The organism is Pedococcus sp. P2_F6, assembly GCF_056403675.1.
The window spans coordinates 1-24,770 of record NZ_JBFUEZ010000003.1 but is presented as its reverse complement, the minus strand read 5'-3'; the positions used below and the strand labels follow the sequence as shown (position 1 = coordinate 24,770).

The window sequence follows — 24,770 nt, the reverse complement described above, 5'->3', positions numbered from 1 at the left end:
CACTCTTCCGGAGGGGCGCGGCGAAGGGAGGAGCCGTCCGCCACTTTGCCGGCGACTCCAGCGCGCCCCTCCGCGGCAGGGGCGGGGCTGTCGGAACGCCCCCGACGGGGCTAGTCCGGAAGGGTGAAGCGACCGTTTGAGCTGGCGATGTGTGCTCGGGCGTCCTTGGCGGCTAGGTCGCCGGCGAGGACCCTGGTTGTCAGTCTGAAGAGGTCTCGGGTGTCGATGAGGAGCCCCCCGGATTCGGCGAAGATCGCGAGATCCTCGTCCGCACCCTGCAGGAGAGGTGGTCGCTCGTTGGGCGGGAGGTGTGCGAGGTGATTGATAATTAGCCAGCATTGGGTTGGCTGCAGACCCCCGCGTGTGACGGCATAGCGAGCTATGTGCTGCATGGCTTGGGTAAGGGCAGCCCGTGCCGAACCCTTGACCTCGGCGATGAGTGAGGCTTCTGGCCGGTCGGGATCCCGAAGGTTAAGGTCGTGGGCCTTCGCACGACCTGAACCCTGCCGGTGTTCGTCCTCGTCTGTAACCTCGTAGCCGAGTTCGGTGAGGGCGGCTGCGGCTGCGACTGAGAGCGGCTCTGCCTGTGCGGTCAGCAGGCGCCGCATTCCCGCATCCGCACTGGTGACGGCGCCAAGTAGTCGGCTTTCGCGCTCGCCCTTGCTCGCTGCGTAGGCCTTTTCCCAACGCTCCCTGCGCCTCTCCAACACCACGAGGTCATCTCTGGCGTCCGACTCCTCACGAGTCGACCACGCAGGATCACTTCTCCAGGGCAGACGCTCTGGAAACGCTCTCGGGTTGGTTGCATGAAGAAGTTCCAGGGCCGCTGCCAGCCAGAGTTCGGGTCGTTCAGAGTCATGCGGCAGGATCCAGATGCGGGTCTTTTCGTCGTGGCCTTCGAAGGCGCCCGCGATCACGTGACCGTCGGCGTCGAGAACGAATGGGACGGCACTGCTTGGAAGGGCGCCAACGCCGACGAGCGAATGGCTACCGGTCCCGGGAGAGGAAAAGCACAGCACTGGGCGCGTTGCTTGGACCGTCAGCCATGGCACGAGTTCATCTCGAACGAGAGTGCGAAGTCCTTCAGGCAAGCCGTCGGGGATTGTCATCGTGAGGCTCGCCTGCTGTGCAGCATATTTCAGGCGGAATCCGCCCCCTTGCTTGTGGCGAACCAGGCCAACGGATGTGCAGCCGAACGCGACGATGGAGAGATTGGATGCCGCAATCAGGGAGTCTTGATTGCGCTGAATTGTGATGTCCCAGTCAAGTGCACGTTGCTCGGTAAGCCGGGCGTCCATAGCGATGGCGCAACCAGCAAGCAATGGCGCCATAGTCTGGAGCCTTGGGTCTTCCGCCTCGTAGCCCACAAACACGCCCTGTGGGTGCACAACGGAGCTGATGACGGTCACCGCCTCATCGTAGGGAGCGCCCAAGGGAAATATGTGCGTTTGCTGAGCGCCTGGGCTGGTTGCGAGTGTCCACAGGCAAACCCGTCCGCGACGCGAGCCGCCGCATCATTGGCTGCCAAGCACCCGACCGTCCCCTGTCGGCCGCGCTGCTGAGCATCGAGGAGTGGCCCAGTCCTTGTAGGCCCGTCGGACGAGTAGCGGGAGCGTGTTCGTCAAGAGCGAATCTGGATACGGAAGAAGGGGATCGATGCGGCGAGAGCACAGGCGAACGAAAGAACCAGGGGTGCTCCAAGTCCGGCCAGATTCCCAACGACGCCGCCCAGGAGGGCGCCGACCCCGGCTGAACCAAGGCCCAGCGTCCGCGTGCCAGCACTGACGCGGCCCAAGAGATCGTCCGGAGTGAGAGCCTGGCGCGCCGACGCACCGATAACGGTGACAGTCATGCTGGCCAGCCCAACGAGGGCGAGAGTTCCTCCAGCGAGCCACCGGTTTGGCCATAGCCACATGGCGCCCCACGCGATGCCTTGCGTAAGTAGGCCGAAGGCGTAGGCGTGAGTGCTCGTCAGGCGTTGCTGGATGCGGGCTGCCAGCCAAGCGCCCAGCAGGCCGCCAACCGCGATCATCGCGAGGAGCAGGCCAAAGCCGCGGTCTCCCAGGTGGAGGCGATCCTGTGCGAAGAGGACCAAGGGTGCGAAGGCGATGTTGTAGGTCAGGTTGAAACTGGCCATCCCCAGCGTCAGCGCCCGAAGCTCGCGATGCCGCCAGAGGAACTGAACGCCTTCGCCCACGGAGTCGCGCACTCGAGCGGGGACCGCCGACCGACTCCCGGCACGGTCGAGGCCACCCAGGCCGGCGAGTAGCAGAGCCGACGCCACGAAGGCGAGGGCGTTGGCAGCGAACGGCAGGACCATGGCTAGGGCAAAGAGAGCGGCCCCCAAGGGTGGCCCTATGAGCGACCTACCCACCAGATCGAGCGACCACAGGCGGCTGTTTGCTCGCGCGAGGACACCGGGTTCGCGTCCGACCACCTGAGGGATGGCTGCTTGGGCAGCTGGATCGAAGAAGCAGCTGGCCACGCCGATCGCGAAGACGACCAGGACGAGCATCCATAACGAGGCCACGTCGAACGCAACAGCGACCGCGAGCCCAGCCAGCAGTACGGCTCTTGCAATGTCTGCCAAGACCATGGTTCTTCGTCGCGGCCAGCGGTCCACAAGCGCTCCCGCGGGGAGGCCCACGACCAGCCAGGCGGCAAACCCAGCCGCCACGGTCAGGGATACGCCGACGGGGTTGCGGGTGATGGATGCTGCGAGCAGGGGGACGGCCGCGATGACCATGCCCTGGCCTGCGATCGAAACTCCCGTGGACGCGAGCAGCCTGCCGAGACCTCCGACTCCGGGGGTCTCGACAGGCTGTCGCATCTCCACAGGATTGCTCATCAGCTACTGCGCAGCCTGTCGTACTCGAATTCGCCAAGTGCGACGCCGCCGATGAAGGCACGCCACTCCTGCTCGTTGAACTCCAGGATCGGGCCGTTGCCCTGCGCCTTGGTGTCACGCACGCCAACGGCGCCGTCGGCGAAAGCGATTTCCACGCATCCGCCGCTGTCGCTCAGGACGCTCTTGCGCCACCGGGCTGACTTCCACTTCTCATCCATCGGATTTCCCCTCAGATGGGTTCACGACGCCAGTTGACGCCGAGTCCTTTCGATCAGGAGCCGTGAAGCATCCTTGTCGAGCGCGTCTCGTTGAAGGTCGCGGAACAGTCGTCGATACGCGGCCACGTCGGTCTCAGACGACAGGTAGAGGTCGGCCGTCTGCGCCTCTACGAGGACGACTGGAATGCCTTCGGCGAAGTCGTAGAGGACGAAGGAGCCTGCTGCGTATGCCGCTCGGTCGCCTTGGGCGGGTCGGATGCGCAGGTCCACGATCCCCTCGTCGACGACATCGAGGACGGCGCTCAGCTGCTCGTGCATCGTCGCTCGGCTGCCAGGGCTCCGCTCGAGGACGCCGTGCTCGACGACGACCTGGTACACCACTCTGCGCCGGTTCCGGAGTGCGTCCTGTCGCGCCTGTCGTCGTGCAGCGATGCCCTCAGGAGACGGGAACCGTCCGGACTTGGCAATCGCGTTCGCATACGAGGGCGACTGAAGCAGCCCCGGGAACCATAGAGCTTGGTACTGCAGGAGCCGCTTCACGCGTGCTTCGACCGCACCGATCTCAGCTTGTCGGCGCCGTGGACCACCAGCCCTGACGACCCATGCTCCCTGCGCACCATCGTCTCGAGCTACCCAACTGAGGATCTCGGCACGGATCTCTTCTGCAACGCCGTAGTAGTCCAACAGGGTCGCGATTTCGCCGATCGAGGCACCGAACCGCCCGGTCTCCACGCGAGAGACCTTGGACTGGGACCACCCGAGTTCGCGGGCCACTGCCGACCCCGACAGTCCCGCCTGCTCGCGGATGCCGCGCAGCTCGTTTCCAACGCTTGCGTTGGAAGCCAGGTCACCCATGGAGTCGTCCGATGCACATATGCATAGGACCACCATACAGACGGCGAGCATGGGATCACTCCACCCAGACGTTGGAGGCGTGCTCCCAACGCAGGCTCGGGTGAGGTTCGGCCGGGTAGTCGCGCGCCCATCGGTACCAGTCGCGCTCCGCCATGACGGTGATGGCGAGGTCGCCGTCGTTGGTCATGCGGACCGGGCTGACCGCTCGCAGATCGGTTTCGACGCTGTCCCCCGCAACGACGACGCGGGCGCCCACGGGATCGGGGTGTCCCTGCACCGAGTGAAGAGTTCGAAGCTCCGGCGTATTGGGGTCCCTGTTGAGGTTGTCCAACCAGACAACCGAACCCGGGTCTTCGGCCGGAGTGGTGGAGGAGACATATTGCTCGACCCAAACGCGTGAACGCCCGACGGCGAAGCGATTGGTGCTCTCGCAATCGCCGTAATAGTCCCGCTCCTCTTGGACCCAGACGGCGGGCTCGTCAACACCGCTGACCTTGGGGACCACTTCCGACACGATCCGCAGACTGTCTTTCCAGCCGTGGGCAAGCCAGTTGCCGTCATGGGTGTAGCTGGTCATCAGGAAACGAGCCCGTCGCCCGGTGAGAGGCTCGTTGAGGCCGAGGGCGCGGCGAATCAGAAGTGCCGGGAAGTGGTCGTTGAGGCGCCCCACCATGCCGTCACGATCGGTCATTTCAGCCTCAGCGAGATCTTCGAACTCTGCGCCGGTCATTGCTGGGATCCTGATTCAACGTCGTCCGTTGCGCCGTCAGGGCGGGCGACGAGGGCGAGTTGGGACGAGTAGTAGGGGTCCTTGAGTACGTCGTGGACGACCTCGACCGTCTTGCCGGTGCGTGGTGCGTGGACCATCCCGCCTTGACCGTCGTAGATGCCGACGTGGTGGTAGCTGCCGAGCGGGTCGCCGGGGGAGTGGAAGAACAGCAGGTCGCCAGCTCGAAGCTGAGATCCAGGAGGAACGTGGGGTAGGGCGGCGGCTTGAGCGTCGGTGACCCGGGGGAGTGTCCTTCCGGTGGCCTGGTGGTAGGCGTATTGGACCAGGGAGGAGCAGTCGAAACCAACGGTTGCGCTGCCCGGTCCGAATCCGTTCCCTGGCCCGCCGATGCCTCCACCGCCCCAGCTGTAGGGAGTGCCGAGGAACTGCAGGGCTGAGGCGACTGCGTTGGAGCCTTGGGTGCCGTCGCCGGTGTAGTCGGCAGTGGTGTAGCAGGTGGCGGACAGCACGGCCGGGTTGGCGACGATCTGTTGCGCGAGGGGTTCCCATCGGGCGTAGGCGTCGGGGAACGCACTGGCCTGTACCGCCTGGGCCGCGCTCGTGAGTGGCATGGCCTCGAAACCGTGGATCTGGACCAGCCCCTTCTGGCCGCCCTTGCCGCCTTCGTAGAACATCCGGGCGGCGGTCTCGGGGTTGAGCCGGTCGGCGTCTGAGCCCCAGCCGGCGCGTTGCTGGAACAGGCCGAGGCTGTCGAGGTGACCGTGGTCGAGGTTGGTGAGGCTGGACTCCTGCAGGGCGGTTGCGACGGCGACGACCCAGCCGTAGGCGGGCACGTTGAGCTGGCGGCCCACCGCGACGATCGTCTGGGCGTTGGCGAGCTGCTCCCCGCTCAGGTCCGGGGCCTTGGCGCCAGAAGTCGCAGCGAAGGCTGTGGTGGCGGTGGAGCAGTTCCCGGCGACCTGGGCCGTGCCTGAGCCGCTATCCCCGGTGGTGAACAGCAGCAGGACGATCAGGCCCGTCGCGAGGGCGCCGACCATGACCACGGGCAGGACAATGAGCCCTAGGCGGATGAGGCGACGCACGACGACCTTGCGGGCCATCTGCGCGGCGGCTGCGACCAGCGGGGCCGGCATGTCAGCTCCCTGAACTCGCCGTGGCTGGTGACAGCGACGGGGTCGGGGCACCGGGTGGGGCGTCGTCCGGGGCGAGCGTGTTGGCTTTCCACGTGCCGCTCTGGTTGACCAGGTCAACGGCGATGCGGCCCCCGTCGGTGGGCACGCTAACCGTGGCGGTGGCGCCCTTGATCGACTTCAGAGCGGCGTCACCGGTGACTCGGGTGGCTGGGACTTGGGCTGGGTCAGTTCCCGTCAGGGACGACAGCAGGGATGGGGTTCCCCACGGTTTCATCCCGGCCAGCCAGGAGGCGTCGCCCTGGGTAGTGGTGGACCAGGCATTGACGAAGGCAGTGGCCACCGCGACCGGGGAGCCAGCCGAGACCTCGGTTGGCGTGGTTGAACTCTGGCTTGCTATGGCCGATTCAGCTGGCGCCGTCGGGTCGCTGAGGGTGGTCGTCGCGGCGGGCGCGGTGGGCACGGACGCGGTCAGGGGTGGCCGCGGGGCAGGCGCGGCCGAGGCTCCCACTCCGTTGGTCAGGCGGCCGAGGGCGGCGAGCAGGACGAGAGCCAGAACAGCCGTCACGGTCAGGTTGCGCCATGACCACAGCGGCCATCGCACGGCGCGGCCGACTCCTCCGGCATTCATTCCTCGGCTCGCTTCTGCAGGCTGCTCAGGACCGTCTGCTTGGTGTCGGGGTCGTAGAGGCGTGGTCCCACACCGTCACGGCGGAACTGCGTGTGCGAGTCGTGAGCGAGGTTCGGGATCTCCCGGGCGTCCCCTGGGATCTGAGGGACGATCCGTCCACTGATCGGGGTCTCTCCGCTTGTGGCTCGGACGGTTACAGGATCGGGTTCCGGCTGCGTCTGCTGGACTTGGCCAGCGAGGGCGTATGCCGGGCTCTCGCGATCGGCGTCCGCCTCGGCAAAGTCGGGGGCAAAGACGGGGTCTTGGTTCGCGGTGACGGAGTGCGCGGGCCTGGGTGCCTCAACCGAGCTGAGTTGAAGGTGTTGAGGCGCCGGTAGGGCTCTTTCGGACTCGGAGACGGTGGGGAAGTAGGCGGGTCGTCCGAAGGCTTCGGCGGGAAGCCCGGTGTGTCGATAGCGACGGTGGACACCGTTGTCCTGCGCGGCTGCCTTCTCGTCGCCATCGGCCTTCTGGTTCTGGTTGGCATCCTCGTTGGCTGCGTCGACGCCGTGTTGGGTGGCCAGTCGCCTGGAGGTGTAGTTCCAGATCTCACGCCCGCCACGTTTGGCCCAGCGTGGGCCTCCTGAGTGACCGAGGATGTTGGTGAACGACAGCAGTGGGAACAGCACGATGAACGCGGCCACCGTCGCCACCATGCACAGCACGATGCCCAGGACGCCCATGCCGGTCGTGGTGGCGCGGGACAGGACTGCGGAGATGATCGTGGCGTGGACCGCCGACCCGGCAGAGAACGCGACCACGTTGACCACGGCGGCACCGCCCATGCTGAACACCCGCCTCACGATCGACGCCATCGGGGCCATGACCCCAACCACGGCGATAGCGGGGAACAGCATGACCAGGAACCGCAGCATGACCAAGCCGGCAAAGAGGAAGATGTCGGCGGCGAGCCGGAACAGCAGGCTGAAAGTTGACCCAAGTGCGACCATCACCCCGGTTCCTGCGCGACCACCCGCCTTTCCCTGCAGGTAGCCGTACGCGACCGGGTCCTGCTTCTCGATCTCGGCTGCGGTCTTCTTCCAGTTCTCGGCCTTCTTCTCGGCGATCCGTTTGCCCGCATCGGGGTCCTGCTCTGCTTGGTGGGCTTCGGCCCAGGTAAAGGCGCTGGCCTTGAACAGATCCGGACCCCACTTCTTGGCCGCGGGGGAGTCGGTGGAGCCGAGCTCGCCGCGCAGCCAGTTGTCGTACAGGACGCGGTCGACCACCAAGGCGCCCTGGGCTCGTGCTGGGTCGGACGAGGCGGGCAGGTTGGTCAGACCGCTGACGCCGCTGCTGATCGCCGCGACGCTCGACGTGACTGTGCTGTCGAAGAAGGTGGCGACCCGGGTCGGGTACTGGCCAATGCCGGCGACGATCGCTAGCACCAGCAGCGCCCACGCGGCGGCGGAGGTCACCGACGACAGTCGACCGCTCATCGAGTAGAACAGCAGCAAAGCCCCGACTCCGACGAGTGCGGTGGCGCCCCAAGGGGACCAGATCGAGTCGTGCAGCCGCTGCGTCACGCCGGCAACGACGTCGTCGAGCGGGGCCATGTACTCCTCGGGATGGGCAACCTTGTTGTGCAGCCCATTGGTGGCTGCGGCGCCCCACGTCGCGGTCGACATCAGGAAGTTGCCGGTCGCGGTGTCGATGCTGGCCTCGACGTCGCGCAAGCCACCACCGCAGCCAAGGTCGTAGGTGTGCCACCCGAGTCCGGCGTACCCGTATTGCTCGTAAACGCTGGTCGAGGGGTGGTCGGCGAACGGGTCGCGAGGTTCCGGTGGGGTCTTGGGTCCTTCGTCGAGGAACCCGGTGATCCCGGAACCGGGCAGTTGCGCCGTGGGTGCGTCCTTGCAGTCCGGCACTCCTGGGATGGTCGGTGCTGCGGAAGCCGCCCCGGCCAGGCCCACACCGACCCCGGTGAGGATCGCGCCGATGGCCAGCATGCGGCATACGACCCCCCGCAGAGCAGCCATCTCAGGCACTCTCCCTCTCGGGCTCGCCCGCGGATCTCGTTGGGGTGGCGGTGAGCTCGGAGCGGGCCACCCGGTTGCGGGCCTGGTCGGGCTGGGCGGTGGTGTTGAGTGCAGCCAGCAGGTGCGGGTGGGCGGACAGGTCCATGCGAATCCGTTCGATGCCGCCGGTGCCGTCGCTGAAGATGAACTCTCGAGACCCTCGGCGGCCTTCACGGGTCGGGCGGGACAGGGTGCCGAAGATCGACTCGTAGCCCATTCCGTCGCGGATGCCGGGCAGGAACCGCAGGGCGTCGGTCTGGGCGTCCTCACCGGTGAGGCGGCCGATGAACGCGGCCGAGATCAAGTTGGCCAGGTCCAGCTTGAGCAGGTCGGCGGGGTTCTGCGAGGCCATCAGCACGCGAGTGTTGTGCTTGCGGGAGTCGCGGGCAGCTCGGTCGATAAACCGACGACCGGTGCTGAAGGTGGACAGCGCCCACGCCTCGTCGATGAAGATTCCCTTGCGGGCGTTGACATCCCCGAGGTACATGCCGCGTTGGGTGAGCCACGCGGCGAGATAGAGCACGCACATCGACAGTCGCTCGTCGAGGTCCTCACTGTTGGCGGTGGACTCGTCCGGCAGGGCAAGCCCGCGCAGGCTGTACACGGTCAACAGCGGGTCTTCCCGCCCGTAGTCCTGCTGGTACCCGGACGGGAAGATCAACCGGCCGTGGCTGGTTTTGGCAGCCTCGGTCAGGAAGTCGGCCATGTACCCGGCGTGGCGGCGCAGGTCCGGGTCTCCGTCCAGTCGCGTCAGTGCGTCGACGACCTCGTGGGTGGATGCGGTGTGCCTGGCCGACACCGCACCGACGGCACGCATCAAGGCCACCTCGGTCAGCATGTGGTCCTGCAACTGGCGCGGCAGCATGGCCCGCAGTACGGACGAGGTGAGCAGGCGGCGTGTGTCCTCGGCCTGGTTCTGTGCGGTGCGCCAGTCCAGCTCGGAGTCGTAGTGCTCACGCCGAGGTTCAGCGATGACGCGGTAGGTGCACAGCGAGCCAGGTGGGGCGTCGAGCAGGTCGATCGCCTGGGACACCTCCGCCAGCTCCGGCAGACGACACAACGCGGTCAGTCGCCCGGAAGGGTCGAGCACAGTCCACGGGACGCCCTGCATGACGGTGCGGTAGATGATGTTGCCGCCGGCAGTGGACTTGCCCCCACCCAGGCCCGCGCACAGGACCGCGAGACCGGACTCCTCTCGGGTCTCGGTGCTCTCCCACGGCTCCCACGTCACGACACGGGCGCTGGTGCCGGACGTCTCGCCGAGGTGGATCCCGACCCGGTCGCCCACCTTTGCGGTCGCGGCAGGAACGGCGGCCGCGAGGGTGGTCACCGGCATGCGCCGCTTGTATGCCGTGGACGCCAGCTTCTCGCCGGGGATGAACTCGCGTGCGACGGCGTACTGGTCCGCGGGGCGGGCGATGGTGATCTGGGGCGTGTAGAGCTTGCGCAGCAGGCTGGCCCGCTCGAGCGCCTCCTCCTCCGATGCTCCGGAGACCGCGATGCGGTACCAGCCGGTGGTGCGGGTCGACAACCCGGACAGGCCCATCGAGATCTCGTCCTCAACGCCCAGGGCCTTGTCGGCCTGACGGTCCAGGGCGCCGGGGGCCGGCTCGTGGTGCTCGACCTCGTAGTGGTCCTTCTGGGCGCGGATCTTCTGGATGTTGCGACGCATCGCCATCCCCACCTTGGCGGAGTCCTCGATCGTGACCCGGGCGGACCACTCGACCGGGAAGCCGAGCTGGTCGGTGCGCTGCATCCACGGGATGCCGGCCGGGATCTCCAGGTCGGTCATCCGGCCCACGGACAGGACGCACACGTGCCGTTCGACGCGCTGGTCCTCGTTTTCACCGATGACGCGAAGGGTGCGGGCGTACGGTTCGGCGAACCATTGCACGTGGTCGGTGAACTCGTGCAGGTCCTCCTCTTCCCAGCGCCCGTCGTCGACAGCCCCGAGTGTCAGAGGTGCGGGCAGGCCGAGGGAGCAGGACCGGTGCAGCAGCCATTCCAGCTCGCGAGGTGTGACCGGTGCGCCGTCCATGCCCGGAGCGGCCATGATCTCGTCGGTGACGCGGAGCTCCTTGGACAGGGCCGAGACCTCTCGGTCGGAGAACGTGCCGGCCAGGCCGCCGAGCGCCTTGTAGAGACCCTTGCGTGCGGGGATCTCGACGCCGACGTAGACCTCCTTGTCGGCCATGCTGCGACCCGACAGGTGCTGCTGGTCCGTCAGAAGGTGTTTGCGCCACCCGGGCAGAGGGGCCGGGGCGTTCTCGTCGTGCGCGGCGGCCCACCGGCTGACCGGGTAGGGCCTGGTCGTGACCCGGATGTGCAGCTGACGCTTGACCAGTTGGGCGTACGCATCCGCGGCGTCGATGATCAGCTGCTCCCGCACGCTGTCCGGCCGGAACGACCATCCCTGCGGATCGAGGATGTACCAGGCCAAGATCCGGTCTGCGGTCACCGTGCAGTGGCCGCTGATCCGGCGCAGCGCGATACCGGGCTTGCTCATGAGGGAGCCTCTCTTGATGCCGCCCTGGTTTGCAGGCGGGCTGCCTTGCGTTGGGCCCGGCTCGGGTGTGTGGGGACGGCACGTACCCGAGCCGGGTGCATGAGGCCCACCGTGGGGCGGGTGCGCTCTCGCGGTGCGCCGACCTCGTGGGCAAATCCAGCGATGACCGAGCCGAGGGGCCGGTCTGCGTCGACGACGTTGAGGATGAGTCGGGTCAGCCCGACGGTAACCAACAGGGTGTACGCCAGGCTGAAGAACCCCAAGCCGATGCCTAGCCTGCGCTCGATGACCTGCAGGAGGACGAAGACCAGCGCGCCCACGGCGTACGCGACGTAGCGCGCTCGGAAGGGCAGGGTCTTGTTGGGCGGACCCAGCCAGACGGCATTGACGTTGTAGATCTCGTCATCGACGGGAAGTCGCATCGGATCAACCTGTGATGAGCCCGGCCATCCAGGCGCCGAGATTGTCAGCTTGACCACTGCTGGCGATTCCGAGCACGGCCAGGGCCACGACAACTCCGGCCACAACCTTCATGGCCTTGGCGTTGTCGCCACGCTGAGCGAGCACGAACAGCATCACCGCGATGAGCAGGAGCAGCAGTGGGATGACGTTGTCCTTGATCCAGGACTGCAGGCCTCCGGTGTTGGCGGCCGACACGAGAGTCGTGTTCAGGGTGTTCATGATCGTCCCCAATCGGTTGGTGCGAGTGGCCACTCGCGCAACCATTAACCCGTCCGATACACCCTCAGTCCACCAATTGTCCGTGTTTGAGACGAGTTCTTACCGTTTGTTGACCTTCCGTTCAGCAAGAGGCAGCGCGGACGAAGAGCCCACTTGCAACCGCACGTGAGATCAAGCTTGGGTGCCGAAGAACCTCGGCCCCGGCGACACCGGAAGCGTGGCCATCAGGTCGAGACGCAGGAATCCCTCACGAGTTGCCTTGGCGGCCGCTCCTGCAGGCGACTCTTGTCCGAGCTTCACAAGGATGCGCTCGACGTGCGTGGTGACAGTGCGTACTGAGATGGAGCGCTCGGATGCGATTCGTCGATTGGACGCCCCTTGGGCCAATCCATTCAGCACGTCGAGCTGACGAATTGAGAGTCCAGACGGCGCCTCCCACGGCGACTCGATGACCAGAAGGGCGGGGTGGCCTTCGAAGAGCGGGTCCTGCACGTGTTCGATCGTGAGCGCGAGCCAAACTTGGATGTGAGGCCAGACACCCGACACGGCACGCGATGGATAGTTCAAGCGGCGCTCCGCGAACCTGCTGAAATCGGGGTCCTCGAGGCAGCTCACCGGTTCGTACTGATCGACACACCTGGAGCAGGTGGCCGGACTCGGGAGGAACGACTCACCGCCGAATAGGGCGTGGCCGAAGACCCAGAGCGCTCCGAAGTCGGCGACGTTCATGCGGTGGATGTCCAGGATGGTCTTGGCGGCTGATCCGCAGAACATGTGGGTGCGGGCTCGCGAGGCTTGTACTCGATGACGAGCCGATGCACCTGAGGTTCGTGGCAGGGAGGGCAATCCGAACGTCCTCGAAGGCGCTTTCGCCGCTTCTGTTCCTGTGGGCGCACCGAGGGTGCCTAGCCCGTGCTGGCCGCGTCAAGGGCTGGTTTCGCAACCGCAACTCTCCCGGCTGACGAACTGGACAGGTAAGCATTCAGAGACCGATGGCGCCTCCGGATGTTCGATACGGTCGATGAGAACCCGGACCACCGTTGCGCCCATGGCCTCCATCGGCTGGCGAACGGTCGTGAGCTGGGGGCTAACTAGCCGTCCAGCAACGATTCCGTCGAAGCCTGTCACCGCGACCTGTCCCGGGACATCAATCTTGAGTTCCCTCAACGTGTCCATGAGCGCCAGTGCAACTTCGTCATTCACACATACGAATGCGTCAGGGAGTTCATTCCGCTCCATCAGGTCCGAAATGGCCTCCCGATGGTCGCCAGCTGCCGCCAGTGGCCGTCGCGCCACGGGAAGCTTGGCGGTGCGTAGCGTCTCGCGAAACGCGTCGTATCGTTCCTTTCGATCCGAGTCGTAGGTGGGGCCGACAAAACGCAGGCGGCGCAGGCCGTGGGTGTCCACGAGGTGTCTGGTCAGTGCACGCATACCAGCCGCGTTGTCCACGCGGACCGTGCTCAGAGCGTCATCGCCTGGCCCACTCAGGAGCACCACTGGCAGCCGCTCAGCCATGCGGCGGACCTCTGCATCGTCCGCCATCCCAGCAAAGAAGAGTGCAAAGCCATCGACCCGGCCGGCCATGTCTGTCAAGACTGCTTCGGCGTTGGAGGGATTGGCGCCGGCGATCATCACCGCATACCCCCGGCGCCAGCACTCCTGCTCGACGCCCCGTTGGACCTCGTCGACGAACACCGGGAACGAGCGGAAGTCATCATTCGCATCCCCCGCCCTCGAAATAGTTGCGATGTCGGGGCCGGCGACAGGCCGGTAGTCCAGCGATATCAAGCCCAAGGCACCTGTCCGGCCACCCGCCAGTCCCCGAGCGCTACCGCTTGGTATGTAACCCAGCTCTCGGGCAGCCGCATGGACCAGACGACGCGTCGCTTCTCTCACCTTTTCGGGTCGCCTAAATGTGAAGGACACCGTCGCGATCGAAACGCCAGCCCGCTCGGCGACGTCGTAAACCGTGGGACCCCTGCGCACCAGACACACCTCCTAGCGGCGAACTATATGCGCTTAGACGAACGTATGTGCCAGCCGGGTCTTGGGAGTCCGGCGTTTCCGTCAACGAACGCGCGGACGAAGGCCGGAGACGACGCACTCCAGACGCTGTTCGCCGTACTCGCCAGCGCCATGACAAGTCGACCCCGAGTCGACGGGCCCTGGCTCCCCGGGGTGGAGCTCACACCGGCGCCCGTCCGTACTAGAAACCATTCGTCCTGCGGGGCTTCCGCGCGGCGCGCGCCGACAGCCTGAAACCGGCACCGCTGGACTCTTGCCACCTCGCGTATCAATGCGCTTAACTGTTCATGGGTTTAAGCGCATTGATACGCGACGCTCGTCGGAAAGGAGCAGCGATGACGCCCACGTCCCACGAGGGCTCGCCTGTAGCCGCTTGGCGGAGCCAGGAGCGCGTCACGCCTTTGCGGCCTCGCGGGAGTGGGGCCGGCCTGAAGGCCGCGCCCTTGCGGGAAGTCGATGGCGCGACCATCCTGCGCGTGATTTCGGCGTTTGACGACCTGGTGGAACGCGGGGGGAGTTTGGACGACGTGGTGAGGACGGTCGCTCTGACGACCAAATGTGGTGCGGGCCTCAGCGGCCCCCGCGGCCAAGTGTTGGCGCACTACGACCGCCACGGGACAAGACTTGTTTCTGGCGAGCCAACGTTCAGCGTGTCTCGTGAGGCAACTTGGGACCGCGCGCCTGGCGCTCGATTGTGGATACAGCGCGACTCAGGGTTATGCGCTCTCGACGAGTTGGTACTCGCTCGTGCTACTCGCGCCGCTCGTCTCATCCTTGAGCGGATGACGCAGGTCTCGCCTGCAGCCTCCCCGAGTCCCGGTCTAATTGAACTCCTCATCGATCCCAACGTCTCAGTGATGGAGCGTTCGCGCGCATGCCGGAAGTTGGGGTACGAATCCAACCGATCGATCCGTATTGCGGTGGCCCACGTGCCCGGCGCGGAGGCGGGCGAGCTGAATGAAGTCTGCCGCCGGATCGAGTCCTCAGTCGGGGGCCGGGTCGTAAGGGCTGTCTTCGGCGACGAGGCGATTTTCGTCATGTGTGGGACCGTCGAGGCAGACCCTTGGGTCTCAGGCATGCGAGGCAGAATGGGGATCGGTCCGGCGCGTCCTGCCATCGAAGCGCCCCTCTCATACCGGGGGGCACGAGGGGCGCTGAGATTCGCCCAGGGGCCCGGCGTCCGGCCTATCGCACATTTCGACCAACTCGGCTCAGTGGTCGCCCTAGCCGCAATCGCCGGTACGGATCTGATGGATTTGCAGGATCGGGTTGCCTTAGCTGAGCTGTCCCGAACGGAGACGGGCCTTACCGCCATCCTGACCGCCGAAATCCTGATGCGCACCGGTTCGCAGCGCGAGGCTGCCGCGCACATGAATCTGCACCACAGCACCGTGGCACATCGCGTTGGCCACGTCGAGCATGCGTTGGGCTACGGCTTAGGAGAGCACGCGAACTGGTTTCGAGCCCAATTGGCAATTCACCTGTGGCGTCTTAGTTGGCCGGATCCTCTGAGCACAGCATCGTCCGCCGGGTGGCGGACGGCGCATGCGGAAGTCCCGCCGTCCGCCTGATGACTCCGGTATGCGCCCGCACCTACCGTCCAATAGACGGCCCAATGGAGTGTCCGGCTAAACCAGCCCGCGGTATGACCAGCGCGGTGCGACGACGAATGGGAGAAGTATCCATGTTCCGAATGAAAGCTATGCCCGCGGCTGCCGCCCTGGCGGTGGGTATTGCCGCCGCTATGGTCCTGACCTCCTGCGGTAGGAGCAGCGATACGGCATCCGCGCCCAAAGCCGCCAGCACCATCGCATCAGGTCCCGCCAAGGGAACCCTCACGGTGTGGGCGCAGGCCGACGAGGGTGCCGCGCTGCCCACGTTCGCGAAGGAGTTCGAGGCCGCGAACCCCGGGGTGAAGGTCAACGTCACCGCGCTGCCGTGGGATGCAGCCCACAACAAGTACCAGACCGCGATCGCCGGCGGCTCGACTCCCGACCTGGCCCAGATGGGCACCACGTGGATGGGCGACTTCGCGAATGCGTTCGTCCCGACGCCGACCTCCATCGACACGAGCGGCTTCTTCCCCGGGTCGGTGAAGTCCACCCAGGTCGGTGGCACCACCTACGGCGTCCCGTGGTACGTCGACACGCGAGTCATCTACTACCGCAAGGACCTCGCCGCGAAGGCCGGCTACACCACGTTCCCGACCAGCTGGGACGACTTCAAGGCGATGGCCAAGGCCATGCAGACCAAGGCCGGAGCCAAGTGGGGAATCAGTCTGCCGGTCGCCGGATCCGACTCCTTCCAGTCGATGCTGTCCTTCCCGTGGTCGGCCGGGGCGCAACTGACCGACGAGGGGAAGGCCAAGTGGACTCTGGACAGCCCCGAATGGGTCAAGGCGATGACCTACTACAAGAGCTTCTTCACCGACGGCATCGCAACCCCGGATCCGAACACGGGGGCGGGTGCGGCCGAGTCCGCATTCGTGAACGGCTCCATCCCCATGTTGATTGGCGGCCCGAGCGAAATCGGCGCGCTCACCAAGGCCGGCGGGTCAGGCTTCGCTGACAAGTTCGGCGTCGGAGTGGTCCCGAAGGACGCGTCAGCAACCTCGTTCGTGGGCGGCTCGGACCTGGTCGTGTTCAAGAAGAGCAAGAACCAGGACGCGGCCTGGAAGTTCATCCAGTTCCTCACCCAGCCCGAAGTCCAGGTCAGGTGGCAGAAGGCGCTAGGTGACCTCCCCGCGGTACAGAGCGCCTGGAAGGACCCGGCGCTGGCGAACGACCCGAAGCTGTCCGTCTTCGGCGAACAGCTCAAGGACACGAACTCGCCGCCGTCGCTGAAGACCTGGACTCAGGTCAGCGCCGCCGCCGACAGGACTCTCGAACAGATCATCAGGGCCGGAGTGGCACCGCAGGACGCAATGAAGAGCCTGCAGGCCACGGCCAACTCCATCGGAACCGGAACGGGCGGCTGACCGTGGCCACGATGACTCCGGTCGGCGCGGGTGAGGTCTCCCGCGCCGGCCGAGCGGGTCGGCCGGGCCGGGCGGGCCGAGGCAGCGTGACCCAGGCGCGTCGTCGCCGGCAGGGACTGGTTGCTTGGTTGTTCGCGTTGCCGTTCGTGCTCGGCTTCGGCATCTTCATGCTGCTGCCGATCGTGTCCTCGTTCCTGATGTCGTTCACGGACTTCAGCAGCAGCGACGTGCAGGATCCGCTGGCCGTGGGGTTCGTCGGCGTCAACCAGTACACCTCCCTGTTCAGCAATCCGCAGTTCCTCAAGTCGATGGCGGTCACGGCCTATTTCGTGATCGTGGGGATTCCACTCACGATGATCGTGGCACTGGCCCTGGCCGTGGCGCTGAACAGCGGCATCACCCGGTTCCGCACCGTGTTCCGGGTCGGCTTCTACACCCCCGTCGTGACCAGCATTGTCGCCGTGGCAGTGGTGTGGCGTTTCATCCTGCAGGACAACGGGCTCCTCAACGGCATGCTCGGCTTGGTCGGCATCAACGGACCCAACTGGCTGAACAGCACGACCTGGTCGATGCCGGCCATGATCCTGGTTGCGGTGTGGCGGAACATGGGCACGCTCATGATCATCTTCCTGGCCGGGCTCCAGAACATCCCCGAAGAGGTCAAGGAGGCCGCCCTGATCGACGGGGCCAACCCGTGGACAACCTTCCGACGGATCACCCTGCCGCTGCTGCGACCGACCCTGCTCCTTGGAGCGGTGCTTCTGTCGGTCGGGTACCTGCAGTTCTTCGAGGAACCGTTCGTCATGACCAAGGGCGGCCCGCTCGATTCCACCCTGTCGATCAGCTACTTCACCTACAACCAGTTCGGCTTCGGCAAGTACGGCACCGCATCCGCGGCGAGCTACATCCTGTTCGTGGCGATTGCCCTGCTGAGCCTGGTCCAGTTCCGAGCCCTCCGGTCCAAGGATTGAGAGCGTCATGACAACCTCTGAAGACACGCCGCTAGCCCTTGAACCTGGCGGCCATGGAACGCCCTTCAAACCGCGGCGTGGCGGTCGCAGGCCGACCCGGCAGTGGTTGATCTATGCGGCACTGGTCGTCGCCGGAGCTGCCACCATGCTGCCGTTCGTCTGGATGGTCCTGAGCTCCTTCAAGACGCAAGGCGAAATCCTGAGGAACCCCACCGGATTCTGGCCCGCCGACCCAACGTGGGGCAACTACGCCAAGTGGTTCAGCGAGCTGAACATCCAAGACTTCTTCGTCAACAGCCTGCTCGTCGCCGTCGTCACGGTCCTCGGCAACCTGGCTTTCTGCTCGATGGTCGGATACGCATTGGCCAAGATGGACTTTCCGGGCAAGCGCGTCCTGTTCGTGCTCGTGATGATCACCCTGATGACCCCGGGCGTCGTGACGTTCGTGCCGTTGTTCGTCCTGGTCAGCAAGATCGGACTGGTCAACACCTACCCTGCCCTGTTCCTGCCGTTTCTGACCACCCCGCTGGGGGTGTTCTTGATGCGCCAGTTCATGCAAGGGATCCCGGACTCACTGATCGAAGCAGCCCGTATCGATGGCGCGGGCGAGGTCCGCACGTTCACCCGCATCGTCCTGCCGCTGTGCGGTCCGCCACTGGCGACCCTGGGCATCCTGACGTTCCTCGGCTCGTGGAACAACTTCCTCTGGCCGCTCGTCGCCGCCCAGAGCCAAGACAAGTACACCCTGCCGGTGGCGCTGTCACTGTTCTCCACCGGACAGGACGCCACCGACTACGGGCTGCTCCTCGCCGGGTCAGTTCTGGTCATCACACCCATCGTGCTGCTGTTCGTCTCCCTCCAGCGGTTCTTCATCCAAAGCGTCGCCTCAGCCGGAATCAAGTAGCGCGCAGGCCGGTCCGAGGGCGGTTACCAGCAAGCCCATCGACTTCGGATCGGCCAAGGCGTCGGCCGCCCCACGGGCCGCCGTCAAGCCCACCGACACCAACCACCCAAGACCGGAGCCCCGCTTATGGCCTCGTCGAGCCTGTCCCGCTCGCCCATGCCCCCGACCACCGCAGAGCCGTACCGGGACTCGTCCCTCAGCATCGATGCAAGAGTCGAGGACCTGCTCACCCGCATGACCGTTCCGGAGAAGGTCGGCCAGCTTCTACAGCTCGATGCCACCGGAGACCTGCAGGACATCGTCATGACCAGGTGCGCCGGGTCCATCCTCCATGCCTCTCCCGAGCAGATGAGCGAGGCGGTGGGGCTGGCCTCCCGAACCCGGCTCGGGATCCCGCTGCTCACCGCGGAGGACTGCATCCACGGTCACTCCTTCTGGCCCGGCGCGACCATCTTTCCGACCCAGCTGGGCATGGCCGCTACCTGGGACGCCGACCTGCTCGAACGCTGCGCCCGCGTCACCGCCATCGAAGCCGCCGCAACGGGTATCCACTGGGTATTCTCCCCGGTCTTGTGCATCACCCGTGATCTGCGCTGGGGCCGCGTAGACGAGACATTCGGTGAAGACCCGCTCCTGATCTCCGAGCTCGGCGCAGCGATGATCCGCGGATACCAAGGCGAAGGGCTGGATGACCCAACAGCGGTCCTGGCGTGTGCGAAGCACTTCGCCGGCTACTCCGAGACCCAGGGAGGCCGCGACGCCAGCGAAGCAGACATCAGCCCGCGCAAGCTCCGCTCCTGGTTCCTTCCGCCATTCGAGCGGGCAGTCCAAGAAGGCTGCCGCACCTTCATGCTCGGCTACCAATCGCTGGACGGCGTCCCCATCACCGCCAACTCGTGGCTGCTCCAGGAAGTGCTGAAGAAGGAGTGGGGCTTCACGGGCACTCTGGTCACGGACTACGACAACGTCGGACGCATGGTGTGGGAACAGAAAGTCTGCGCTGACGACGCCGAGGCTGCTGCAGTGGCCGTCCGGGCCGGCAACGACATGGTCATGGCCACACCGTCGTTCTTCGAAGGTGCCCAGGAAGCCCTGTCCAGGGGCTTGCTCACCGAGGATGACATCAACGATGCGGTCCGCCGCGTGTTGCGCCTCAAGTTCGAGCTCGGGCTCTTCGAGAACCCGCGCCTGCCCGACCCCGCCCGCCAGGCCGAGGTGATCGGATGCGCCGACCACTCCGACCTCAACCTCCAGATCGCCCGCCGTTCCCTCGTGCTTTTGCGAAACGACGGCACCCTGCCGCTCGACGGCGGCCCGGCTGCCGGCATCCCTGCGAGCGCAGACGCGGACGGCTCGAGCCGGGACGGCGCCACACCTCGGACCCTGCTCGTGGTCGGGCCCAACGCTGATGACCCGCACGCCCAGCTCGGCGACTGGGCAGGCGGCTCCGGCCAGCTGGTCTGGATGGGCGAGGGCCACCCGCGCGACACGGTCGAGACCGTGCTGGACGGCTTCCGGGCGGTCGTCCCTGCCGACTGGACGGTGACTCATCATCGCGGTGCTGATATCGGGGTGCTCAAACCCAATCCGGCCGGAGCCGTGTTCCCCGATGGTCAACCGCGCTACCCGGTGCTCGAACCCGCTATGCCGGACCCGGCCATGATCGCCCAGGCGGTGGACGCCGCGCAGCAGGCGGACTACGTCATCGCCGTCGTCGGTGACAACGTCTCGCTGATCGGGGAAGGTCGCTCCACCGCCACCCTCGAGCTCCTTGGCGGCCAAGTGGCCCTGCTTGAAGCATTGGCGGAAACCGGGGTCCCCATGATTGTGGTGCTGCTCAACTCCAAGCCGGCCGTCCTCCCTCCGGCCATCCTGAAGGCCGCGGCAATCATCCAGGCCTTCAACCCAGGCATGCGCGGCGGACGGGCCATCGCCGAACTCATTCTCGGCCGGATCGAACCCTCCGGCCGCCTGCCGGTGTCGTTCGCCAAGCATGTCGGACAACAACCCGTCTACTACAACACCCTGCGAGGACAGCACGGCGACCGCTACGCCGACCTCACCCAGGAACCTCTGTTCGCCTTTGGAGAGGGCCTCAGCTACTCCACCGTGGAATACGCCAATCTCGTCGTGCACACCCCAGAGGTGACCCCGGCCGAGAACATCTGCGCCGAGGTGACGCTGACCAACACCGGCAGCCGCCCGGCGCTGGAAACGGTTCAGCTGTATGTGAGCGACGTGGTCACGACGGTCACCTGGGCAGAAAAGGAACTCAAGTCCTACAGGCAGGTCACTGTCCAACCAGGCGAGAGCGTGACCGTCGACCTGAGCCTTCCCGCTGCCTCCTGCACCGTGGTCACGGCCGACAGCCGCCGAATCGTGGAGCCAGGCGAATTTGTCCTACTCGTCGGGCCGAGCTCTCGAACGGCCGACCTGCTCAGCGCCAGCTTCCGTATCCCATGAAGTCCTCCACTGAGTCCCGACTTGGCACTAGCGATGCGGGCAGCGCGCAGGCCAAAGCCTGTCGCATGTCCTCGCAGCCGGGCTGTTCTTGGTCCTGCGAAGCAGTTGCGGAACGAGACGCGCCGTCGGGGTCGCCGACCTGCAAACAGGTGATCGAGCCGGCGCCGGGAATCGAACCCGCCCGCCCGAACACGGCTGCGCAGAGCGAGCCGCTCGTAATGGCGTCAGCCCATGGGAGTTCGCGACGGAGAGTGTTGGCCGAGGAGACGACGTCGGTGGACAAGTGCGACTGCGCACTCGACCACCCGGCCCACCGCGACCACAAGGGCAGCCTTGGCCCGACAGTGCATGGGACGGGCACGGTCGGGTCAATGACGAAAGCGCGCGAAGCCAATGGCTAGACCAACCTCGCAGCACAAGGACGGGGAACATCGGGGCCGGGGGCGGGCAGTTCCGTGAGCACCATCAGAGATGTGGCCAACGCAGCGGGTGTGTCCGTCGCCACCGTCTCCCGCGCCCTCCGAGGGATGGACAGCGTTCGACCTCAAACGCGTGACAGGATCCAGCGGTTGGCATCGGAAATGGACTTCGTGGCCTCACCCACGGCGGCATCGCTTGCCTCCGGCCGGACCAAGGTCATCGCCGTGGTCGCACCATCGCGGACCCGTTGGGATCTCGCGACCCTGGTCAGGGGCATTGACCGCAGGTTGCGCCAACACGATCACATGGTCTTTCTCGTGGACCTCGAAGATGAGGGTGGCAACCCCCGCCGGAGACTGTCACAGACGATGTTGCTCAAGCGCGTCGACGGCGTCATCGCGCTCAGCGTCCCGGTTGACGAGGGAGAGTTGACGATGCTCGACCGGCTGGACCTTCCCCTCGTGGCTGTCGGGACTCCAGTCCCGGGGCGTTCCCTGATTCGAATTGATGACGTACGCACAGCCCGCGTGGCCACGGAACATCTGATCGGGCTGGGCCATACCCGTATTGCCTTCGTGGGGATCAGGCCGGACACCATCGGTCAGACGCAAGCGTCGCAACAACGCCTGAAGGGCTTCAGGGAAGCCGTTGCGCATCATGGCCTTTCCTACCCAGCGCACTTCATCATCGATGCGGGGTGGACTGCTCTTTCGGCTTCTCTCGCCGTCAGCGAACTGCTTCGGGCCGCGGACCGTCCGACAGCAGTGATGACAGTCTCTGACGAAGTGGCGATGGGAGTCCTTCAGGCCGCGCGGCGTCTTGGATTGCGGGTTCCGCACGACCTGTCGGTCATCGGCATTGACGACCACGTGTTCTCGGACGTCATGGATCTCACCACCATGCGACAGGACCTCCAGGCTCAGGGCGAGATGGCTGCTGAGATGCTCCTCCAGCGTGTGCGTAACCCAACAATCCCGGCAGTGATCGTGACAACGCCCACCGAGTTGGTCCTCCGCGGCACCACGGGGAGGCCAAGACAGGACCCGGCTGACCTAGCCCTTCGAGTTGGCTCCTCAGGGGTCGCCCAGCGCGCCGCAACCTAGGAGTGTCCACGGGCGTTGGTTGAGAGGTCCGCACATGGTTCAACAAATGCCCGAATCGATAGAAGGTCCTGCCTGTGGTCGGGCCTAGAAGGTGGCGCAATGCCGCGGAGAGTAGGTCGCCATGGTTCGAGGAGCACGACTTCCGGGCCCGGTCGCCGACGTGTGGGGCTGGCAGTTGGAAGGCGCATGTCGGGAGGCAAACCCAGAGCTCTTCTTCCATCCCGAGGGCGAGCGGGGCGCTGAGCGTCGTTCCCGTGGGTCACAGGCCATCGCGGTTTGCAGCGCATGCCCAGTGCTCCAGTGTTGCCGCGATCATGCCCTCAATGCGGGCGAACCGTACGGAGTCTGGGGCGGAATGACCGAGGACCAACGGTGGGCCCACCAAACCACTCAGGACAACTGACGCCGCCACCCTGGACGCTTTCAGCGCTGGCTGGAAGCCAAGGTAACGAAGCTGAGGAGCTCAGGAGCTCCGGAGCTCCGGCTGTGAGGACTTTCTTTACTGGCTTAAACGCGGCTTCGCCGCGAGCCGCGCCTGCGGCGCGGCCGTGCCGGGCATGCGGCCTGGCGGCCGTTCCGGGCGCGGCCGCGCCGAGGGCGGCACAAGGAAAGTAGCGCCCTAGTCAGATCCCAGGACGCTGCTATCAACTCACGGTCGGCTCACCGTCTACTGCGCTGATGATGGACGGAGCAGGCGGGCGCATGGCTGCCGTAGGCCCCAGCCAGCACCTTCCGGCGTACTTCGGTCTTCGGACCCGTGGAGCTGGCTTCCGTACCGGCATCGCAGCCGGTCACCTTCCAGCCCACTTCCCGTTGGGTCAATGCGCAGACCCGCATGGCCGGCTCCCGCGCGCGTCGGACCCACCGCTTTGCCCACCGATTTGCCGCCGAACTGTCCGCTAGGCCAGCGATGTACGACTTCGCCTGATGCTTGACGTTTGGGCTTCGGTTGATGCCTGACAGTGTTTCGGTTGATGGTTGACACCTACTTCGGCTGATCCTTGACACTCCCTTGATGAGGGAGATGAGCGTGGCTGAGCAGCGGTACAAGGCGGTTCTGGCGGTCATCAGTGACGGCCGCACGGTGAAGGAGGTCGCGGCCGCCTGGTCGGTCTCGCGGCAAACCCTGCACGAGTGGTTGGCCAGGTACGAGCTGGGCGGTTTGGAGGAGCTGGCCGACCGGTCCCATCGGCCCGGAAGCTGTCCGCATCAGATGGATCCCGGGGTGGAGGTCGCGGTGCTCGAGCTGCGCCGGCTGCACCCGGGCTGGGGTCCGCGCCGGATTGTGTTCGAACTGGCCAGGAAGAACACCAGCGTCTCCGAGTCCGGGGTGTACCGGGCGTTACGACGGGCGAACCTGATCGACTCCACGGCCCGGCGACGGCGCCGCGAGGAGTGGAAGCGCTGGGAGCGCGGCCAGCCGATGGAGCTGTGGCAAATGGACGTCGTGGGTGGCATCGGCCTGCGGGACGGGACCACGCTGAAGTGTCTGACCGGGGTCGACGACCACTCCCGGTTCTGCGTGTGCGCGGCCCTGATGGCCCGCGAACGCACCCAGCTGGTCTGTGACGCGTTTACCGCGGCGCTGGCCACCCACGGGGTGCCCGAACAGATCCTGACCGACAACGGCAAGGTCTTCACCGGCCGGTTCAACCACCCACCGACCGAGGTGCTGTTCGACCGGATCTGCCGCGAGAACGGGATCGAGCACCTGCTGACCAAGCCCCGCTCACCCACCACCACCGGCAAGATCGAACGCTTCCACCGGACCCTGCGCGCCGAACTGCTCACCGGGACCCTGTTCACCTCAAAGGCCACCGCCCAGCAAGCCATGGACGAATGGGTCGCCTCCTACAACCAGGACCGGCCCCACCAGTCCCTGGACATGGCCACCCCGGCGGAGAGGTTCACCGTCACCACCCGCAGGACGCTGCGCGACCAGCCCGACCGAGACGGCCCCGAATGGGTCGCCCGGAAGGTCTCCACCGTCGGCGTCGTGTGCGTCTCCTGGCAACAGGTCTCCGTCGGACGCCACCGGGCCGGTGAACGCTGCGACGTCCACGTCGGCCCCGACACCCTCCAGTTCTGGATCGGCAACGAGCTGCTGCGCACCGTGCGACGCGACAGCACCGGCCCCGTCCGCAACAAACGACCCTTGGGAGGTGCACTGACCAAGACCCGCAGGACAAACTGACGTAAGGAGTGTCAAGGATCAACCGACGTAAAACCGTCAACCATCAGCCGAATGCCTACA

20 protein-coding genes are annotated in these 24,770 nt (G+C 65.9%); 8 read left to right on the top strand and 12 right to left on the bottom strand.

The genetic code is table 11. From position 1 onward, the window contains the following. Window positions 1–110: 110 nt before the first annotated feature. The 12 genes from AC1DWP_RS07965 to AC1DWP_RS07910 all read right to left on the bottom strand — a co-directional run bounded on the left by AC1DWP_RS07965 (window position 111) and on the right by AC1DWP_RS07910 (window position 13,639). Window positions 111–1,409 carry a hypothetical protein gene (locus AC1DWP_RS07965; RefSeq protein WP_477613934.1) on the bottom strand — a complete coding sequence of 433 codons (1,299 nt, stop codon included), beginning with the start codon at window positions 1,407–1,409 and terminating at the stop codon, window positions 111–113. 212 nt (window positions 1,410–1,621) lie between these two features. Beyond that, on the bottom strand, window positions 1,622–2,848 hold the full coding sequence (locus tag AC1DWP_RS07960; protein WP_477613933.1) for an MFS transporter: 1,227 nt from the start codon (window positions 2,846–2,848) through the stop codon (window positions 1,622–1,624). Further along, a complete protein-coding gene (locus AC1DWP_RS07955; protein ID WP_477613932.1) occupies window positions 2,848–3,066 on the bottom strand; it encodes a DUF397 domain-containing protein in 219 nt (72 codons plus the stop codon). The genes AC1DWP_RS07960 and AC1DWP_RS07955 overlap by 1 nt, the downstream gene beginning before the upstream one ends. Before the next feature lie 21 nt (window positions 3,067–3,087). Then, a complete protein-coding gene (locus AC1DWP_RS07950) occupies window positions 3,088–3,972 on the bottom strand; it encodes a helix-turn-helix domain-containing protein (protein WP_477613931.1) in 885 nt (294 codons plus the stop codon). A gap of 4 nt (window positions 3,973–3,976) precedes the next feature. Continuing rightward, window positions 3,977–4,651, bottom strand: coding sequence for a hypothetical protein (locus AC1DWP_RS07945; RefSeq protein ID WP_477613930.1), 675 nt, complete (start codon window positions 4,649–4,651; stop codon window positions 3,977–3,979). Further along, window positions 4,648–5,784 (bottom strand): C40 family peptidase, encoded by a 1,137-nt coding sequence (locus AC1DWP_RS07940; protein ID WP_477613929.1) that lies wholly within the window; start codon window positions 5,782–5,784, stop codon window positions 4,648–4,650. The genes AC1DWP_RS07945 and AC1DWP_RS07940 overlap by 4 nt, the downstream gene beginning before the upstream one ends. A gap of 624 nt (window positions 5,785–6,408) precedes the next feature. Next, window positions 6,409–8,427: a hypothetical protein gene (locus tag AC1DWP_RS07935; RefSeq protein ID WP_477613928.1), complete on the bottom strand. Its 2,019-nt coding sequence runs from the start codon at window positions 8,425–8,427 to the stop codon at window positions 6,409–6,411. Between the two features lies 1 nt (window position 8,428). Next, window positions 8,429–10,972 carry an ATP-binding protein gene (locus AC1DWP_RS07930; protein ID WP_477613927.1) on the bottom strand — a complete coding sequence of 848 codons (2,544 nt, stop codon included), beginning with the start codon at window positions 10,970–10,972 and terminating at the stop codon, window positions 8,429–8,431. Next, the gene (locus AC1DWP_RS07925) at window positions 10,969–11,394 is read right to left on the bottom strand and encodes a hypothetical protein (RefSeq protein ID WP_477613926.1); all 426 of its coding nucleotides are present in this window, start codon (window positions 11,392–11,394) and stop codon (window positions 10,969–10,971) included. The genes AC1DWP_RS07930 and AC1DWP_RS07925 overlap by 4 nt, the downstream gene beginning before the upstream one ends. A 4-nt stretch (window positions 11,395–11,398) precedes the next feature. After that, window positions 11,399–11,653, bottom strand: coding sequence for a hypothetical protein (locus AC1DWP_RS07920; protein ID WP_056922327.1), 255 nt, complete (start codon window positions 11,651–11,653; stop codon window positions 11,399–11,401). 171 nt (window positions 11,654–11,824) lie between these two features. Next, on the bottom strand, window positions 11,825–12,382 hold the full coding sequence (locus tag AC1DWP_RS07915; protein WP_477613925.1) for a response regulator transcription factor: 558 nt from the start codon (window positions 12,380–12,382) through the stop codon (window positions 11,825–11,827). A 195-nt stretch (window positions 12,383–12,577) separates the two neighbouring features. Continuing rightward, entirely contained in the window at window positions 12,578–13,639 is a 1,062-nt protein-coding gene (locus AC1DWP_RS07910) for a LacI family DNA-binding transcriptional regulator (protein ID WP_477613924.1), read from the bottom strand. Window positions 13,640–14,460: 821 nt separating this feature from the next. Between AC1DWP_RS07910 and AC1DWP_RS07905 the strand changes: the two genes are divergently transcribed. From AC1DWP_RS07905 to AC1DWP_RS07870, 8 genes are all read left to right on the top strand, one after another. Continuing rightward, window positions 14,461–15,249, top strand: coding sequence for a helix-turn-helix domain-containing protein (locus tag AC1DWP_RS07905; protein WP_477613923.1), 789 nt, complete (start codon window positions 14,461–14,463; stop codon window positions 15,247–15,249). A gap of 113 nt (window positions 15,250–15,362) precedes the next feature. Next, window positions 15,363–16,655, top strand: a complete 1,293-nt coding sequence (locus tag AC1DWP_RS07900; protein WP_477613922.1) for a sugar ABC transporter substrate-binding protein — start codon at window positions 15,363–15,365, stop codon at window positions 16,653–16,655. Between the two features lie 11 nt (window positions 16,656–16,666). Continuing rightward, window positions 16,667–17,626, top strand: coding sequence for a carbohydrate ABC transporter permease (locus AC1DWP_RS07895; protein WP_477614604.1), 960 nt, complete (start codon window positions 16,667–16,669; stop codon window positions 17,624–17,626). 7 nt (window positions 17,627–17,633) lie between these two features. After that, window positions 17,634–18,530 carry a carbohydrate ABC transporter permease gene (locus AC1DWP_RS07890; protein ID WP_477613921.1) on the top strand — a complete coding sequence of 299 codons (897 nt, stop codon included), beginning with the start codon at window positions 17,634–17,636 and terminating at the stop codon, window positions 18,528–18,530. A 156-nt stretch (window positions 18,531–18,686) separates the two neighbouring features. Beyond that, a complete protein-coding gene (locus AC1DWP_RS07885; RefSeq protein WP_477613920.1) occupies window positions 18,687–20,993 on the top strand; it encodes an exo-beta-d-1,3/1,6-glucosidase in 2,307 nt (768 codons plus the stop codon). 455 nt (window positions 20,994–21,448) lie between these two features. Then, window positions 21,449–22,516: a LacI family DNA-binding transcriptional regulator gene (locus tag AC1DWP_RS07880; protein ID WP_477613919.1), complete on the top strand. Its 1,068-nt coding sequence runs from the start codon at window positions 21,449–21,451 to the stop codon at window positions 22,514–22,516. 121 nt (window positions 22,517–22,637) lie between these two features. Continuing rightward, window positions 22,638–22,919 carry a WhiB family transcriptional regulator gene (locus AC1DWP_RS07875; protein ID WP_477613918.1) on the top strand — a complete coding sequence of 94 codons (282 nt, stop codon included), beginning with the start codon at window positions 22,638–22,640 and terminating at the stop codon, window positions 22,917–22,919. 612 nt (window positions 22,920–23,531) lie between these two features. Further along, complete coding sequence (locus AC1DWP_RS07870) at window positions 23,532–24,710, top strand: IS481 family transposase (RefSeq protein ID WP_477613917.1); 1,179 nt, start codon at window positions 23,532–23,534, stop codon at window positions 24,708–24,710. Window positions 24,711–24,770: the final 60 nt, after the last annotated feature.